The organism is Pseudomonas sp. ES1 (genome assembly GCF_050586605.1).
Classification (GTDB): Bacteria; Pseudomonadota; Gammaproteobacteria; order Pseudomonadales; family Pseudomonadaceae; genus Aquipseudomonas; species Aquipseudomonas sichuanensis.
Genome location: NZ_JBOBDM010000023.1, coordinates 1 through 16,943, shown reverse-complemented (window position 1 = coordinate 16,943; position 16,943 = coordinate 1). Strand labels below are relative to the sequence as shown.

General features: G+C 61.0%; 12 protein-coding genes and 2 pseudogenes. 3 read left to right on the top strand and 11 right to left on the bottom strand.

Going from position 1 to position 16,943, the window contains the following annotated elements; translation table 11 throughout:
- The first annotated feature begins 432 nt into the window (after positions 1-432).
- The 3 genes from ACQ4N9_RS11815 (at position 433) to ACQ4N9_RS11805 (ending at position 5,483) form a co-directional block, all read left to right on the top strand.
- Positions 433-1,806 carry a TolC family outer membrane protein gene (locus ACQ4N9_RS11815; protein WP_390967217.1) on the top strand — a complete coding sequence of 458 codons (1,374 nt, stop codon included), beginning with the start codon at positions 433-435 and terminating at the stop codon, positions 1,804-1,806.
- Positions 1,807-1,867: 61 nt separating this feature from the next.
- A complete protein-coding gene (locus ACQ4N9_RS11810) occupies positions 1,868-4,003 on the top strand; it encodes a type I secretion system permease/ATPase (protein WP_390967333.1) in 2,136 nt (711 codons plus the stop codon).
- 124 nt (positions 4,004-4,127) lie between these two features.
- The gene (locus ACQ4N9_RS11805) at positions 4,128-5,483 is read left to right on the top strand and encodes an HlyD family type I secretion periplasmic adaptor subunit (protein WP_125859581.1); all 1,356 of its coding nucleotides are present in this window, start codon (positions 4,128-4,130) and stop codon (positions 5,481-5,483) included.
- 18 nt (positions 5,484-5,501) lie between these two features.
- Here ACQ4N9_RS11805 and ACQ4N9_RS11800 read toward each other — a convergent pair whose 3' ends face one another.
- The 11 genes and pseudogenes from ACQ4N9_RS11800 to ACQ4N9_RS11750 form a co-directional block, all read right to left on the bottom strand.
- Positions 5,502-8,357, bottom strand: coding sequence for a glycoside hydrolase family 99-like domain-containing protein (locus ACQ4N9_RS11800; protein ID WP_430932902.1), 2,856 nt, complete (start codon positions 8,355-8,357; stop codon positions 5,502-5,504).
- Between the two features lie 86 nt (positions 8,358-8,443).
- Positions 8,444-9,793: an ABC transporter ATP-binding protein gene (locus ACQ4N9_RS11795; protein WP_390967215.1), complete on the bottom strand. Its 1,350-nt coding sequence runs from the start codon at positions 9,791-9,793 to the stop codon at positions 8,444-8,446.
- A complete protein-coding gene (locus ACQ4N9_RS11790) occupies positions 9,783-10,601 on the bottom strand; it encodes an ABC transporter permease (protein ID WP_390967214.1) in 819 nt (272 codons plus the stop codon). Before ACQ4N9_RS11790 ends, ACQ4N9_RS11795 begins: the two co-directional genes overlap by 11 nt.
- A gap of 67 nt (positions 10,602-10,668) precedes the next feature.
- A complete protein-coding gene (rfbC, locus tag ACQ4N9_RS11785; RefSeq protein ID WP_390967213.1) occupies positions 10,669-11,223 on the bottom strand; it encodes a dTDP-4-dehydrorhamnose 3,5-epimerase in 555 nt (184 codons plus the stop codon).
- Positions 11,220-12,107 (bottom strand): glucose-1-phosphate thymidylyltransferase RfbA, encoded by an 888-nt coding sequence (gene rfbA / locus ACQ4N9_RS11780; RefSeq protein ID WP_390967212.1) that lies wholly within the window; start codon positions 12,105-12,107, stop codon positions 11,220-11,222. The genes rfbC and rfbA overlap by 4 nt, the downstream gene beginning before the upstream one ends.
- A complete protein-coding gene (rfbD, locus tag ACQ4N9_RS11775; RefSeq protein ID WP_390967211.1) occupies positions 12,100-13,005 on the bottom strand; it encodes a dTDP-4-dehydrorhamnose reductase in 906 nt (301 codons plus the stop codon). The genes rfbA and rfbD overlap by 8 nt, the downstream gene beginning before the upstream one ends.
- Positions 13,002-14,051 carry a dTDP-glucose 4,6-dehydratase gene (rfbB, locus tag ACQ4N9_RS11770; protein WP_390967210.1) on the bottom strand — a complete coding sequence of 350 codons (1,050 nt, stop codon included), beginning with the start codon at positions 14,049-14,051 and terminating at the stop codon, positions 13,002-13,004. The genes rfbD and rfbB overlap by 4 nt, the downstream gene beginning before the upstream one ends.
- A gap of 4 nt (positions 14,052-14,055) precedes the next feature.
- The gene (locus tag ACQ4N9_RS11765) at positions 14,056-15,042 is read right to left on the bottom strand and encodes a glycosyltransferase family 2 protein (RefSeq protein WP_390967209.1); all 987 of its coding nucleotides are present in this window, start codon (positions 15,040-15,042) and stop codon (positions 14,056-14,058) included.
- Positions 15,043-15,686: 644 nt separating this feature from the next.
- Positions 15,687-16,052: pseudogene (locus tag ACQ4N9_RS11760) on the bottom strand (alpha-E domain-containing protein); the annotation flags it as partial.
- A gap of 3 nt (positions 16,053-16,055) precedes the next feature.
- Positions 16,056-16,145, bottom strand: a pseudogene (locus ACQ4N9_RS11755) (hypothetical protein); the annotation flags it as partial.
- Positions 16,146-16,296: 151 nt separating this feature from the next.
- Complete coding sequence (locus tag ACQ4N9_RS11750; protein WP_390967208.1) at positions 16,297-16,896, bottom strand: tRNA-uridine aminocarboxypropyltransferase; 600 nt, start codon at positions 16,894-16,896, stop codon at positions 16,297-16,299.
- Positions 16,897-16,943: the final 47 nt, after the last annotated feature.

The window sequence follows — 16,943 nt, the reverse complement described above, 5'->3', positions numbered from 1 at the left end:
AAATCGTGCAACGTTCCGTATGGGCTGTTTACCGGACCGTTACTGTCACATACGCGGGAATCACCCTCCATGTGACTACTGCTGCGATAGCGGTGATAGGCAGTGGCCATTAGTAAATGCCAATTTATTGTCGCCAAATTCCGCTTTCGCCGTCCTCCCCGTACTGCTTATCCGCAAAAAATCTAGAACTTTCTGCAAAGCCCGAAAACTGCCTATCCCAGCCAGTTCGCCGAGCCACCTGGATAAAACAATGTCGTGGTTTCTTTAGACCGCATAAGTTTTTTTTCGCATATACCTTATGAGAAATTCTTCTTAGTTCGCGCGTTAAATGTTCTTAGCTCTGTTGTTACAAACCTGAAACGGTTTGATTCTAATATTTCGTCATTTTATTGGCGATCGCAGGACTTTTTAGAGACCAGGGAGAAGTACCCCATGCGCACATTAACCCCCCTCACCAGTGCGATCGTATTGGCTATGGCGTGTGCCAATACTCAGGCGATGTCCATCACCGAGGCTGTGCAGAGTGCCGTGGACCAGCATCCCCAGATCAGCGCCAGCCGCAACAGCCGGCTGTCGGCCGACGAGGATGTGAAGTTCGCCCGCGGGGGTTACTACCCAACCGTCGACCTGGTGGGCGGCTATGGCCGCCAGCGCTCGGACAACACCAACACCCGCGGCTTCAACCCGGACGGTACGCGCAACCACAACAAGGAAACCCTCAGCTACACCCAGTCCGAACTGCGCCTGCGGCAGATGCTGTTCGACGGCTTCAACACCGCCAACGAGGTCGGCCGCACTGAAGCGGTGGCCAACTCCCGCGCCTACTACACCCAGGCCACCGCCGAGACCGTGGCGTTGCGCGCCATCGAGGTCTACCTCGAAGTGCTCAAGCGCCGCGAACTGGTGACCCTGGCCAAGAACAACCTGCAGGCACACCTGCGGGTCAATGACCAGATCGGCCTGCGCAGCGAGCGTGGCGTGGGCAGCAACGCCGACCTCGACCAGTCCAGCGCCCGTCGCGCCCTGGCCGAGAACAACCTGGACACCGCCGAAGTCGATCTGGCAGACGCCGAAACCAACTTCTACAGCGTGGTCGGGCGCGTGCCCGACGAGCTGGAAACGCCGGTCACGATCAAGGGCGAAGTGCCAGGCACCCTGCAGGATGCCCGCCAGGGCATGCTCGAGAACAACCCCTACCTCAAGTCGGCACAAGCGGACATCAAGTCCGCCGAGCAACAGTACGAAGTGGCCAAGTCGCCCTTCTATCCGCGTCTGGACGCGGTATTGGCCACCGGCGCCAACAACAACATCGCCGGCCAGAAGGGCCACGACAACAACGACTGGCAGGCTGGCGTCGAGCTTAGCTACAACCTCTTCCGCGGAGGCAGTGACAAGGCCCGCCTGCAGTCCGACGCCCACAAGATCAACCAGGCCATGGACATCCGCAACAACGCACTGCGCGAGCTCAACGAAAACCTCGGCCTGGCATGGAACGCCATGAACAACGCGCGCAAGCAGACCCCCACCGCACGTGAATACGCCGAAACCACCCAGCGCGTGCGCGCCGCCTACCAGGACCAGTTCGGCCTCGGCCAACGCACCCTGCTCGATCTGCTCGACAGCGAAAACGAGCTGTACAACGCCAACCGCCGCTACACCGAAGTGCGTTACACCGAGGAGTTCTCGATGTACCGGGTACTGGCGACCATGGGTGAGCTGCTGGGCAAACAACGCATCTCGCTGCCGCCGGAGGCCATCGCCAAGAGCGAAGTGCGTAACGAGGCCAGGCTGCCCGACATGCGCTAGGCCTCAAACAAACAGGGATCTTTTGCGTCCACCGCGGCAGGAGTAGGCCATCGTGACCAGCATGCAAAGCACCCAACCGCGCCTGGATGTGGATGATCCGTTGCTCGATGGCTTGCTGATCCTGTGCAAACTGCATGGCTGCCCCGCCAGCCGCGCCAGCCTGTGCAGCGGCCTGCCGCTGGCCGAGCAACGCCTGGGGTTGGCGCTGCTGCCGCGCGCTGCCGCCCGTGCCGGGTTACAGGCGCGGGTGCTGCAGCGCTCACTGGACGCCATCTCGCCGCTCAACCTGCCCGTGCTGTTGATCCTCAACGATGGCCGCAGCGCCGTGCTGCAACGTTGGGCGGACGACGGCCGGGCGTTGCTGCTGCCGTGCGAGGCCGAAGGCGGTGAACAATGGGTCGAGCGCGAGGCACTGGCCGAGGCCTACAGCGGCCAGGCCCTGTTCGCCCGCCCCCGCCACACCCTGGAGGACGTACGCGCGCCACTGATTCCGAGGGTCAACGCCTGGTTTCGCGACACCTTGCGCCACTCCCGCTGGCTGTACGGCGACGCACTGCTGGCGAGCCTGCTGATCAACCTGCTGGGGCTGATGGTGCCGCTGTTCGTCATGCAGACCTACGACCGCGTGGTCCCCAACCAGGCGCTGTCGACCTTGTGGGTACTGGTCGCCGGCCTGTTCATCGGCACCGCCTTCGAGCTGGTGCTGCGCATGGTCCGTGCCCACCTGCTGGACCAGGCCGGCAAGAAGACCGACCTGATCCTGTCCGCCACCTTGTTCGAACGCATCACCGGCATGAGCATGAAAGCCCGCCCGGCCACCATCGGTGGTTTCGCCCAGAGCATCCACGACTTCCAGGGCCTGCGCGAATTCCTCACCGCCGTGACGCTTACCAGCATCATCGACCTGCCCTTCGTCGCGCTGATGCTGGTAGTGATCGGCCTGCTTGGCGGCTGGCTGGTACTGATCCCGCTGATCGCCTTCCCGGTGGCCATGGCCCTGGCGCTGTTCATCCAGGCGCGCCTGCGCGACACCGTGCAAAAGAGCCTGAGCCTTGGCGCCGTGCGCCAGGCCCTGTTGATCGAAACCCTCGGCGGCTTGGAAACACTCAAGGCCTGCGGCGCCGAAAGCGAGCGCCAGTACCAGTGGGAGCACACCAACGGCGCCATCACTCGCCTCGACGCCCACGCCCGCAACCTGTCGTCCCTGGCCACCAACGGTACGCTGTTCATCCAGCAGTTCTGCGGCATGGCCACCATAGTCGCCGGTGTGTACAGCATCATCGCTGGCAACCTCAGCGTAGGCGCCCTGGTTGCCAGCTACATGCTGGGCAGTCGCGTGCTTGCTCCACTGGGCCAGATTGCCGGGTTGATCACCCGCTACCAGCAGGCGCAGTTGACCATGCAAAGCACCGATGCGCTGATGAGCCTGCCGCAGGAGCGCCAGGCGGACCGCCTGGCGCTCGAGCACACCACACTGCACGGCGGGGTGAGCATCAGCCACGTCACCTTCCGTTACCCAGGCCAGGCTGCCCCAGCCCTCAACGACGTGAGCTTCACCCTCAAAGCGGGCGAGCGCATCGGCATCATTGGTCGCAGCGGCTCGGGCAAGAGCACCCTGGCGCGGCTGCTGATGGGCTTCCATCACCCCGACGAGGGCCAGGTACTGCTGGACAACCTCGACCTGCGCCAACTGGACATCGCCGACCTGCGCAACCAGATCGGCTACGTTGCCCATGACCTGCCGCTGCTGGCCGGCAGCCTGCGCGACAACCTCACCCTCGGTGCGCGGCATGTCAGCGATGCACGCATGCTCGAAGTGGCCGAGCTGACCGGCGTCAGTGACCTCGCCCGGCAGCACCCGCAAGGTTTCGAGCGCCCGGTGGGCGAGCGCGGCCAACTGCTCTCCGGTGGCCAGCGCCAGGCCGTGCTGCTGGCCCGGGCACTGTTGCTGGAGCCACCGATCCTGATCCTCGACGAGCCCACCAGCCACATGGACAACAGCAGTGAGGAACAACTGCGCCAGCGCCTGGCGAACTGGGTACCGGGCAAGACACTGCTGTTGGTCACACACCGCACCTCGATGCTCAGCCTGGTGGACCGGCTGCTGGTGCTGGACAACGGCAAGATCGTCGCCGACGGGCCGAAAGATGCGGTGATTGATGCACTGCGCAAGGGCCGTATCGGATCGGCTTTGTAGGTCTGCAAATGCAACACCCTCTCTGTGGGAGCGGGTTCACCCGCGAAAGCGCCAGCAGGGCCACTGCCGCATTCGCGGGTAAACCCACTCCCACAGGCTCTCCACTCTCCATCGGGGGCAGCAGATGTCCATTTTCCACAGCGTACGCAGCTACCTCCAAGGCACCGAAAAGCACGCTGAACGCGATTACCTGCCAGAGCTCGCCGGCGCCACCCTGCAGGATTCACCCAGCCTGTCGCGGCTGACCGTGTGGCTGGCCGCAATCCTGCTGCTGGTGGCCCTGGTCTGGGCCAACTTCGCCGTGCTCGACGAGGTCACGGTCGGCGAAGGCAAGGCCATCCCGTCGAGCAAGGTGCAGGTGGTGCAGAACCTCGAAGGCGGCATCGTCACCGAGCTCTTCGTGCGCGAAGGCCAGATGGTCGACAAGGGCGCAACCCTGCTGCGCCTGGACGACACCCGGTTCAAGTCGAACAAGGGCGAAAGCGAAGCCGACCGCTACGCCCTCACTGCCCAGGTCGAGCGCTTGTCGGCCGAAGCTGAAGGCCGCCCTTTCGTGCTGTCGCAGGACGTCCGCGACAAAGCCCCGCAAGTAGCCGAGGACGAAGCGGCCTTGTACGACTCACGTCAGCGCCGCCTGGCCAGCGAGAAGCAGACCCTCAACGAACAACTGCGGCAGAAGACCCAGGAGCTCGCTGAGTTCCGCTCCAAGGTCGACCAATACCGCTCGGCGCTGGGCCTGCTGCAACAGGAACTGGACATGTCGGCGCCGCTGGTCAGCAAGGGCGCCATCTCGCCGGTGGAAATCCTGCGCCTCAAGCAGCGCACCGTCGAAGCCCGCGGCCAGCTCAATGCCACCAGCCTGGCGATCCCCCGCGCCGAAGCGGCCGTGGCCGAGATCCGCAGCAAGATTCAGGAGTCCGACGCCACCTTCCGCTCCGAGGCGGCCAAGGAGCTCAACGACAAACGCACTGAGCTTTCGAAGATCACCGCCACCAGCATCGCCATCGACGACCGGGTCAACCGCACCACCGTGGTGTCGCCGGTGCACGGCATCGTCAAGCTGCTCAAGGTCAACACCATCGGCGGCGTGGTACAGCCCGGCAGCGATCTGGTGGAGATCGTGCCGATCGAGGACAACCTGCTGATCGAGGCCAAGGTAAGGCCACAGGATGTGGCGTTCCTGCACCCAGGGCAGACGGCGATGGTCAAGTTCAGTGCCTATGACTACACCATCTACGGCGGGCTCAAGGCCAAGCTGGAGCTGATCGGTGCGGACACCGTCACCGATGACAAGGGCAACGCGTTCTACCTGATCCAGGTACGCACCGACAAGAACCACCTGGGTGGGGATAACAAGCCGTTGCTGATCATCCCGGGAATGGTGGCCACGGTGGATATCATCACCGGGCAGAAGAGCGTGTTGGACTACCTGTTGAAACCGGTACTCAAGGCACGCACCGAGGCGCTGCGCGAGCGCTGAACCAGCCGGCCCCGCGCCCTAGCAGACCTCCACGCGGTAGCCGGCATCACGTACCAGCAAGGCCACCAGCCGCTCCACAGCATGGGGCAAAGTGCCGTCGCACAAGCCGCGCTCAAGATCGAAATCCGTGGGCTGCAATGCCTCAAGCCTTGCCAGGGCCGACGGCCGGAACCAGTACATCGAGCCCGCCGGGAACTGCTCGCGAGCGAACTCGAGGTCCAACTGCCGGCAGGCTTCGGCAACCCCGTGATGGTTGTAGGTCATGTTCCGGTCACTGTGCTCGATCAAGTACTTGCCAGGCACAATCAGGCCTAGCTGTGGATCCTCGGCAAAGCGTCGGGCAAGCATGGCCACTTGCTCAGTGCTACCGGCCAGGTCGGCTACAAGCTCGTCCCTGATCGTCTCGCCGTCGGGCCGATAAGGGGTTTTCTTGCCATGCAACTTGCAGATTGCGTCATAGCCCAGTGCTTGCAGCCTGGCCAGCACCCTGATGAATGGCAGGATGTCGCGCCCACGGTTTTCCACCAAGTAGATCGAAGCATTCGGGTAGGCGCTGCGAATCGCCCTCACCGCCTGAGCATTGGTGGCCGTGAAGTACAGATCGCAACCCACAGCCTCAAGGTTATCCAGGGGCGGCTGCAAATCGTCCAGCACCTGCGGGTAATGTACATGCACGATAGCGGCGAGCCTGTGGGTCTGGCTGGGCTGGTCGGCTTCGATCGACAGGCTCGGCTCCGCGTGGTTGGCCAGCACATCATAGGTGGCCTGCAGATAGCCGTAGCCGAATTTACGGTCAGGTTCCAGGTGCGTGCCTTCGGCCCACTCGTTCCACGCATTGACGAATACCAGCTTTTCGCCAGCGGCATATTTGCGCTTGCTGCTGACGTTGCTGCACAGGAACGACAGCCACTGCTTGTAGCGCAGCAGGCTGAAGCCGTGGAAGGTGTGGCTGTTATTCGGCTTGCGGGCAGTGTTGTCCCACGACAGCATCGCGGTTCTGAACAACTTGTAGTCCGGCTCGGCGACACGCACGGCGTTCTCGACCACTTGCTCGTAGCTGAACACGTTGCCGGCATAGTTCGCATTGGTGATCTGCAGCTGCTCGTTGATCCGCTGGCTCAAGCTCGTGTGCGGCGGAAACTCCATTGCGGCATCGCAGCCGAATTCATCCGGTGCCTGAATACCGAAGGTCTGCGCGCACACCAGGTACAGACCCGGTAAACCATGGGCGCGTACTTCCTCGCGCCACAAGCGGGCCGTTGCCGCCATGTCCGGAATGATACTGGCGCGATAGATGATCAGCAGCGGCTTGCCATCGACCTTGATGTAGCGTGAGTCGTCGAAGTACTTCAGCAGATGGCGAATGAACGCCAGCGAATCCTCGGTGCTGTGGTCCTGTGCGATCAGCACATCCTGTTCCTGCCCGTCCCACCGCCGCGTCCAGTTTTCGTTGGCCCAGGTCATGCAGAACGGCATGTCGACCTTGGGGTCGTCGAGCATCATGCGCAGCGGCGTGTCCATCAGGATCTTGCCGGCGAACCAGTAGAAGTAGTAGTTGAAGCCATGCACACCGTAGGATTTGGCCAGCCTGGCCTGCTCCTGCATGACCTGCGCAACCCGCAGGTCGTAGTAGCCAAAGTGGATCGGCAAGTGTGGCTGGTAGTGCCCCTGGTAATTGGGGACGGCCTTGGCCACGTTGCTCCATTCGGTAAAACCCTTGCCCCACCACTGATCGTTTTCGGCGAACGGGTGAAACTGTGGCAGATAGAACGCGATGAGCTTCACCTGCGGGTTGATCGGCGCATTGCTGGCGTATTCGGTGAAACCTTCGCTGATCGATTCGAACGGGATCGACGGAATATCGGGCTCAGCGGCGCTTGCCTTGGCTGGGGCAACGGCGGCCGACCCGAGCAACGAGGACATGCGTCGCAGCATCGACACCGGCCCATCGCGCCGCAGCACTCGCACACTCCCTTGAAACACCTCCCTCAGCCCCCCGCGCGCCCTTATCCCGGCGACCACGCGATGCGTCTTGCGCCTGGCGGGCGCCGTCATCTTGCCGGCCCAGCGCAACGGGCGCGTGGCTTTCCAGCTGTTGGAGGCGAACAGCGCCAGCAGTGCCTGACGTTGCTGCTCCACGCTGAGCCGCGTTTCATCGAGCGCCTGCGCAAGGCCGCTGCGCTCCTGCTCACCCTGAGCGATCGCCGCCTCCAGCTCCGCAACTCTCTGGCGAGACTGCTCCAGGGCAGACTGCTGCTCGGCCAGCGCCGTTCCACGTGCGCTGATGACACTGAAATCTTCGCTGACAAAGCTGGGCTTCGGGTCGATCGTGCCAAGGTCGCAGGTTGCATTGGCGTAGTGCGGATAGCGACTCAGCATCCGCTGCGGGTAACCGGTGCGACAGCTCGCTTGCTTGACGAATACCCCGACAAAATCATTCCAGGCACTGGCTGGCTCGCGCTCAAGCGTCCCCGCCGACTTGTTGGCGATGAACGACTCAAGCAAGGCCGGGGTGTACCCATTGCGCGTGCCCCAGGCCACCAGCGCGCGACCCGCATCGGGATAGAAGCGCCAGCAATCCACCGGGTAACGGTGAATGTAGCCATTGCTCGGTACATTCAGATAAAGCAGGCCCTCAGGCTTGAGGATGCGCATGAGTTCGAGAAAAACCACCCAGTAGAACTGCGAGTGCTCGAACACCGAACTGCACACCACCACATCCACCGAGGCGTCGGCAAACGGCAGCTGATAAGGGTCCTGCAAAACCACATCGACACCCGCGCCGGCTTCGAAATCGACGCCGATGTAACTGGCCGCCACAGGGCATGCCTGGCGCAGCGAGCCATTGACGTCCCGCGACCCCAGGTCGACCACGGTCTTACCTGCGGCATCCGACAGATAACATTCAAAGAAAAGAGCACCGAGAGTCATTGCACTAGGATGCATACACCAACCTTAGTTCAGGCAACGCTGAGACTGATAGCGGACAGAGGGATCCCAATGATTCCGGTAGCCACCGGATCATGATGGGAGCGAATGACAAGCGCCTCATGCAGCCAGTGCAGCTGCCGATGCTCGTCTTGAGTCCCTTCGGCGACGGCCACTTGAACGACGTAGTCGCCCTTGGCCAGCCACGGCATGTAGAACTCGAAGCGTGCGGTCAGTTGAGCGCCCGCCGAGGCGCTCAGCGGCCGATGCTGATAACTGACGAAGGTGTTGTCGCCAAACAGTGTCTGACCAAGGCGGTCCTTGACGAAGAAGCCAACGATCGGCCCCTGCAGATCGTCCATGACCTCGATGAGGACACTCAATACGACCTTTTCGCCACCCACTACCCAGCTAAGCCTGGCACCGAGCGAATCGCACAACACCACATCGGCGATGCTGGCCTTACCGCCGACGTAGGCAGCGGTTTCATCCGGCGCGAAACGGAACACCTGCAAGTCATTGCGCGAGGCACTGGCATTGATCACCGTGGTGCGTTGGTCCTGCCAGACCAGTTCGGGCTGGCCGACCCGTGCGATGCTCTGGCGCTGCGCTTCGAGGCAGGAGCTGCCTGACACCTGAGCCGTAATATCGCCGAACAGCGCATTGAGATACTGCTCGCTCACTGCCTTGGCCGGACCGACCTGGCGCTGCCGGCCCTGCTCCAGCCAGATCACCCGGTCACAGAGGTTGATGATCGAGGACGTGTCGTGGCTGACGAAGATCAATGTCCGGGTTTCGCAGAACTGCCTGATGAAACGCATGCATTTTTGCGTGAAAAACGCATCACCGACCGATAGCGCTTCGTCGACGATCAGGATGTCGGCATCCACATGCGCAACCACGGCAAACGCAAGCCGCACGTACATGCCGCTGGAGTAGGTTTTCACCGGCTGATCGAGGAAAGCCCCAATGTCGGCGAATGCCGCAATGTCATCGAAGCGCGCTTCGATCTGCGAAGGCGAAAGACCATACAGTGCCGCGGCCAGAAACACGTTCTCGCGACCGCTGAATTCCGGATTGAAGCCCGCACCGAGCTCCAGCAACGCTGCGACCCGGCCATTGACCTGCAGCTCGCCGGCGGTTGGCGTCAGCGTGCCGCAGATCATCTGCAACAACGTCGACTTGCCAGCACCGTTACGCCCGATGATGCCCAGCGTTTCACCCCTGCCAACTTCAAGGTCGATGTCCCTGAGCGCCCAGAATTCGCGGAAGTAGCAACGCCACCGGCCTGCCAGCATCTGCAGAAGGCGCTGATGGGGCTTGTCGTAGATCTGGTAGCACTTACTCAGCCCGCGGGCGCGGATTGCCAGGTCAGAGCACATCGGCGAACCCCTTTCTGGTCTTCTGGAACCAGGCGAAACCCAGCCCAGCGCACATCAGCCCCAGCACCATCGAACTCGCCCATGGGCCGAATGCGGGCAGGGTGCCCCACAGCAGAACCTCACGCGCCTGCTCGATGACCTGGGTCATGGGGTTGAGCTCGATCAGGTAGCGATAACGCTCGGGTATGGCGGCAAGCGGATAGAAGATCGGCGACATGAACAGCAGCGCCGTGACCAGCACCCCGACCACCTGCCCGACATCGCGCATGAACACGCCCATCGAGGCCAGCAGCCAGGAGAACCCCAGCGTCAGCAACAGCAATGGCAACAGGATCAGCGGTAGCAGCAGGCTGGTCGCGTGCGGCAGCCCGAAGCAAACAACGTAGAACACCATCCACACCAGCAGGCTTACCAGCAGGTTGAACAGTGCGCTGGCCATCATCACGATAACCAGCACCTCCAGGGGGAAGACCACTTTCTTCACATAGCTGGTATTGGCCAATACCAAAGCTGGGGCTCGGGTGATGCATTCGGAAAACACACCGAAGACGATAAGGCCGGTAAACAGTATCAGCGCGAATTCCGCCTTCGAGTGGTCTTGTACGCCCCACTTGGCGTTGAACACCACACTGAACACGAAGGTATAAACCGCGAGCATGAAAGCAGGATTGAGCAATGACCAGCCGAGGCCAAGGTAAGAACCTCGGTAGCGGCCGGACACTTCACGTTTGCTGAGCACGTAGATGAGCCGCCTTTGACGCCAGGCTGCGGATAGCATCTCCAGCGGAGACGCAGAGAATCGTTGCACCGTTCAAATACCTCGTTGATTCACCAGCCAGCACGTCGGGCTTGCGCTGAAACGCTTCGTGCCCCGGTCATTCGGACAGTTCGTAAACATCAGCCTCGGCAAACCTGCAGCCGGCAGCATCCTTGTGCGACACCACCGGCTCGCCCAGCAACGGCCAGTCGATCGCCACCTGCGGGTCGCTCCAGAGCAGGCAACGTTCATGGGCCGGGGCGTAGTAGTCGGTGGTCTTGTACAAGAATTCCGCCGCTTCCGAGAGCACATAGAAACCGTGGGCAAAGCCCTCGGGCACCCACAGTTGGCGTCCGTTCTCGGCTGAAAGATGGGCCGCCACCCACTGGCCAAAAGTTGCCGAGCCGCGGCGCAGGTCGACCGCCACGTCGAATACCTCCCCGACGACCACCCGCACCAACTTCCCTTGGGCGTGTTCAATCTGGTAATGCAATCCACGCAACACCCCTCGGCCAGAGCACGAGTGGTTGTCCTGCACGAACCGGACTTCTCGTCCGACAGCCTCTTCGAAGATCCGCTGATTGAAACTTTCGAAGAACCGTCCACGGCTGTCGGTGAACGCCGATGGCTCGAACATGAGCACATCGGCAATTGCCAATGGCGATACGTTCATTGGCACACCCGCTCGTTGAGAATGCGCTGCAGGTATTGGCCATAACCGGTTTTCAGCAACGGCGTCAGCATGGCATCGAGCTGTTCGGCGCCAATCCAGCCTTGGCGATAGGCGATTTCCTCTGGGCAGGCGACTTTCAAGCCCTGGCGATGCTCGATGGTCGCGATGTACTGACCCGCCTCCAGCAACGATTCATGGGTACCCGTATCCAGCCATGCGTAGCCACGGCCCATCATCTCGACGGACAACGCGCCTTGCTGCAGGTAGATGCGATTGATATCGGTGATCTCCAGTTCGCCACGTGGCGAGGGCTGGATGCTCTTGGCGATATCGACCACTTGCGAGTCGTAGAAGTACAACCCGGTTACGGCATAGTTGGACTGCGGTTGCTGCGGCTTTTCCTCAAGGCTGATCGCCTTTCCCTGCGCGTCGAAAGCGACCACGCCGTAGCGTTGCGGGTCGCTCACGTGATAGGCGAACACGGACGCGCCATGCTCACGCTGACTGGCGTGGCGCAGCAACGCCTGGAAGTGGTAGCCATAGAAGATGTTGTCACCCAGTACCAGGGCGGACGGTTGATTGCCGAGAAAATCCTCGCCAATCAGAAAGGCTTGCGCCAACCCGTCCGGCGACGGCTGGATGGCGTAGGACACATTCAGTCCCCACTGCTCCCCATTGCCCAGGAGCTGCTGAAAGCGCGGTGTGTCCTGTGGCGTGGAGATGATCAGAATGTCGCGGATACCCGCCAACATCAGGGTCGTCAGCGGGTAGAAAATCATCGGTTTGTCGTAGACAGGCAACAACTGCTTGGAGATAGCCAGTGTCGCTGGATACAAACGGGTGCCCGAACCACCGGCCAGGATAATGCCCTTACGTTCATTCATGCTCTTTCTCCAATACTTCGGTGAGCACGCGCGTCACGCCGACTTGCCAGGCAGGCAACGTCACGGCGAATGCGCTTTGCAGCTTATGGGTCGACAAGCGTGAGTTACGCGGGCGTAACGCCGGCGTCGAATAGCGCTCGCTTTGTATGGCCAGCAAACTGCCGGCGTTCACCTTGAGTGGCAGGCCAGCCCTCTCGGCCTGTTCCAGCACGTACCTGGCATAGTCGAACCAAGTGGTTTCGCCGGCTGCCGCCACGTTGTAGAGGCCTGCGAGGTTGGGATCACGCTGCACCGCGACAATCGCCAGGGCGCTGATGTCTGCCAGCAGCTCGGCACTGGTCGGCGCGCCGAACTGATCGTCGACCACGCTCAAGGTTTCGCGCTGCCGGGCCAGACGCAGGATGGTGCGTACGAAGTTCTGGCCACGGGCGGCGTACACCCAACTTGTGCGCAGCACGAGATGCCTGCACCCTGAGCGGCGGATGGCATCCTCGCCCGCCAGCTTGCTGGTGCCATATACGTTCAACGGTGCGACCGGATCGCCTTCGGTCCATGGCTGGGTGCCACAGCCTGGGTAGACATAGTCCGTCGAGTAGTGGACAAGCAGCACGCCCTGCATGGCGGCATACCTGGCCAGTACCTGCACCGCTTCGGCATTGACCCGGTAGGCGCTGGCGACGTTCTCCTCGGCCTGGTCAACGGCCGTGTAGGCCGCCGCATTGACAATGACGTCGGGGGCATAACGCTGCAGGGTCTGGCCAAGCCCGCCGATGTCATGCAGATCGCCGCAATGCGTTGTGCTGCGGGCATCCAGCGCAAGCAATTGACCCAGGGGCGCAAGGCTGCGTTGCAACTCCCAACCCAACTGTCCATTTCGGCCCAGCAGAAGGATCTTCATAGGGACTGCCAGTTGCGGTACTCACCGGAGCGCACGTTTTGCAGCCAGGCCTGGTTCTCAAGGTACCAGGCCACGGTCTTGAGCATACCCGTTTCGAAGGTCTCGGCAGGGCGCCAACCCAGTTCCCGCTCGACCTTCTGCGCATTGATCGCGTAACGCCGATCATGGCCTGCGCGGTCGGCCACGTGGGTAATGAGCGCTCGGTAGCTGGCGCCATCGGCGCGCGGGCACAATTGATCGAGTAAGCCGCAGAGATGTCGAGCCACATCCAGGTTGCGCATTTCGTTACAACCTCCGATGTTGTACACCTCACCCACCGCACCTGCCTGCAAGACGCGCCGGATAGCGCTGCAGTGGTCCTTCACGTAAAGCCAGTCACGCACATGGGCGCCGTCGCCATACAGAGGAATCGTGCTTCCCGACAAGGCCTTGGCGATCATCAGCGGGATCAGCTTTTCCGGAAACTGGCACGGGCCATAGTTGTTCGAGCAATGAGTGGTCAGCACCGGCAAACCGTAGGTGTGGTAATAGGCGCGTACCAGATGGTCACTGGCAGCCTTGCTGGCCGAATAGGGGCTGTTGGGTTGGTAGCGATGCACCTCGGTGAAGGCCGCCTCGGCCTCGTCCAAAGTGCCATAGACCTCGTCGGTGGACACATGCAGCAAGCGCATTGCCTGGCGCTCAGCGTCGGGCAATCCGTTCCAGTAACTACGCACGGCTTCGAGCAGGCGGAAAGTGCCGACGATGTTGGTCTGCACGAAGTCTTCCGGGCCGTCGATCGAGCGATCCACATGTGATTCGGCGGCGAAGTTGATCACCGCGCGCGGCCTGTGCTGACGGAGCAACTGCATGAGCTGATCGCCGTGGGCGATGTCGCCCTTGACGAACACGTGCTGCGCAACGCCCTCAAGGGAGGCGAGATTATGCAAGTTGCCTGCGTAGGTCAGTTTGTCAACATTGACAACCAACTCGTCAGTAGTGGCAACCCAGTCAAGGATGAAATTGGCGCCAATAAAACCCGCGCCACCAGTCACTAGAATAGTCATATATTCAAATCTTCTTGAACAGAGTTGCAAAGACCAACCCTAAGTTACCAAACACCGTCTGGCGATAGACACCAGCCCTGAACAAGCTAAGCAAGCGAAACGGCAACTTCTGTTCACGCGCCCGCTTGAAGTGCAACAATGTTTTGGCGTTCGGCGCGAGAAGGTGGTGCGCCATTATTTCCAACGCCTCGATATTTCGAAAATCCCAACTGCGCCAACGCCCTTCCCATAACATGCCGATGCGCAGCAGCCGGCTACGCATGCCCATACTGCTGCCAATTACATTACCGCCATGCTGTCGATACAGGAGTCGGGGGACTGGGTCGTAACGAACGACACCGCCTGCAGCGCTGATGAGTTGGTAGCACCACCAATCATGGGACGGCACCTTTATCTGATAGCCGGCTTCGATAATCAGGGCCCGGGCAGCCGAATTGAACACCATTGTGTTACCACCTGCGATGCACTGAACCAACGCATTCCTGAAATGTGGCGTGAAGAAAAACCTGGGGGAAAGCGATCGGCTTGTGCAGTCTTCGCCGACAACCTGGGTACGACCGCAATACAATGCGGGGGTTGTGCGTGGAATGCTGCTTAGCCACGCCACGGCGACTTTCAATTTATCCTCGCACCAGATGTCATCCTGGTCGGACCACGCAAAGAAATCCGCTGCGGCATTCACGCGGCAGGTCAACGACAGAAAGTTATGCACGAAGCCTTGGCCCGCCCCTGCGAGAAGATTGACACGGCCAGCGCCCTGGGACTGTTGGAAGCTGGAAAGCAGCGAGTGCGTCCGGTCACTTGAACCATCGTCGGAAATGAACAGGGACCAATTGGTGTGAGATTGACGTGCGATCGAGTCCAACTGGGGCTGAAGGAATTTTTCGCCATTGTAGGTACACATCAGAATGGCAACATGCTCCCCAACCGCGGAATGTTCACCCTGCGGACAGTTATCGATCAGTTGACCACATGTAAACCTGGCACTCATTTCACACGACCACAATTTTTTACCATCGCCAAGACCACCCAATACTTATCGCGCACGCACAAAAGTTCGCACCAACCTCTCACAGGTCCTGCATATAAATTCACGCAACCCGATTAACAATACGCCCCAACAAGCAAAGAAAAGCCCTACTTGACGGCAAGACCCTCTCCGAGGTCAATCAAAACGACTGACACCGGACCAACAAATAATTACCTGCCACAGACAAGCCCTCAACGCAAACTGCGCCAGACCTGATAACAATGTAAAAACCCACCACCCCAAAATTCCAGGGGACCAATCATATACCCAAACAAAACAAAACCCTCACGCAATGGCGTAGGAAAGAACCTATCACAATGTAAGACGACTCCTATTTACTAGATCCAACCAAACAAAACACGTGAATTCATAGAGTTGCCTCTGCGGCCCTGCTTATTGCCCAGCATGGCCTGTAGCAACTTCAGAGCGTGTTACCTGGTTGGACACAGATAGCATTTACAATGCACAGGAAAGTGCCTTAATACCCAGGCACGCGGCAACGGAAGAGGTAGGTTCGGCGATCACCGACCCGAAATGAGTCATGCCGGCAGGCGGCCAATCGCGCAGTGCCGAGCACCTGCGAGATCAGCTGTTGGGAAGCCGACGATGTTGCGCATTTCCAGCCACGTGGCGTTGATGTTCTCCCACATTTCGGCGGTGATTCGCCCACGCTCCACATGGGCGTTGGCGCGGGCGGCGCGCAAGCAGCAATAGTTGCTGCCGGGGTTGCTGTCGTCCAAGGCAGAGAAATGCAGCATGTGCTCGACGTTGAGTTCGCCATAGCGACGGTGATAGTCGTCCAGCGTCCCGGCCGCCAGCAGCGACATCCTCAGCTCCAGACGGCCATTGGTGCGCCCGGCCTGGGACATCAGCGACAGCGAACAACTGACTTCGAACATGCGCGCAAGACTCTCCGCACGTTCCAGGTAACAGGACATCCAGTACAGGTCCGAAGCGGTCCTTGAATGCATCAGTCAGCCCTCCACCACCCAGGTGTCCTTGGTACCGCCGCCGTGCGACGCTTTGACCACCAGCGAGCCTACGCGCAGTTGTACGGGCGACAGCGGTCAGCGCTGCGCGCCAGATCGGGACTTGCAGAAAAGCGCGCGCGGGCAGGTGAACCCAAACGGAGTGGCGAAGACTTGCAGCATTTGTCCAGCCCCACGATCGCCTTTTAAACGATTCAGTTAGTGCGTTGAAGCAAGGTGCCAATGCTCACTGTTCGCCGTGGTTGCGCGCGAAGGTTTCCTCACCCATGGCGCTGATCTGCCCCTCGATAAGGGCTTCGAAGGGCCGTAGCAAGGCATCAAAGCCGGCGGGCGCCTCCAGCACGTTCAACGCCTGCACCACCGCTTCGAGGGTCGACAATGCCCCCGGTTCAGGCGCCTTGCGCAAGCGATAGCGCGACGGCGCGACCTGCGCCAGGGTGACCCGTGGCAGCGCCTCCAGCAGCGGATTCAGGTACAGCAGCTTGCGCGCCTTGCGCCAGGTGCCGTCGGGGACGATCAGCAACAGCGGGCGGTCGTCTGCCGCGTCATAGGCACTCAGCGCCTGGGCCTGCTCGCCGGGGAACAACAGCGCGGGGCGATAGCCTGGGGTTTGCAGCAGGGCGTGCAGATCGTCGAACGCTTCGCCCACCCGTAATTCAGCGTTGACCAGCCCCAGAGCCGCCAAGCGCGCGGTGTTAAGGGCATGGGTGGATTCGCTGGGGTGCTGCAGCACGACCACGCGGGTACGGCTGTCGAGGCTGGGAATCAGCGGGCAGAGGCAGTGGGCAATCGGGCGCTGGCAGCGTTCGCAGCGGGGTCTGGGCATGGCGAGCTCCTTGGGGGCGCGCAGTTTGCCACAGGTTGGCTGTGTGA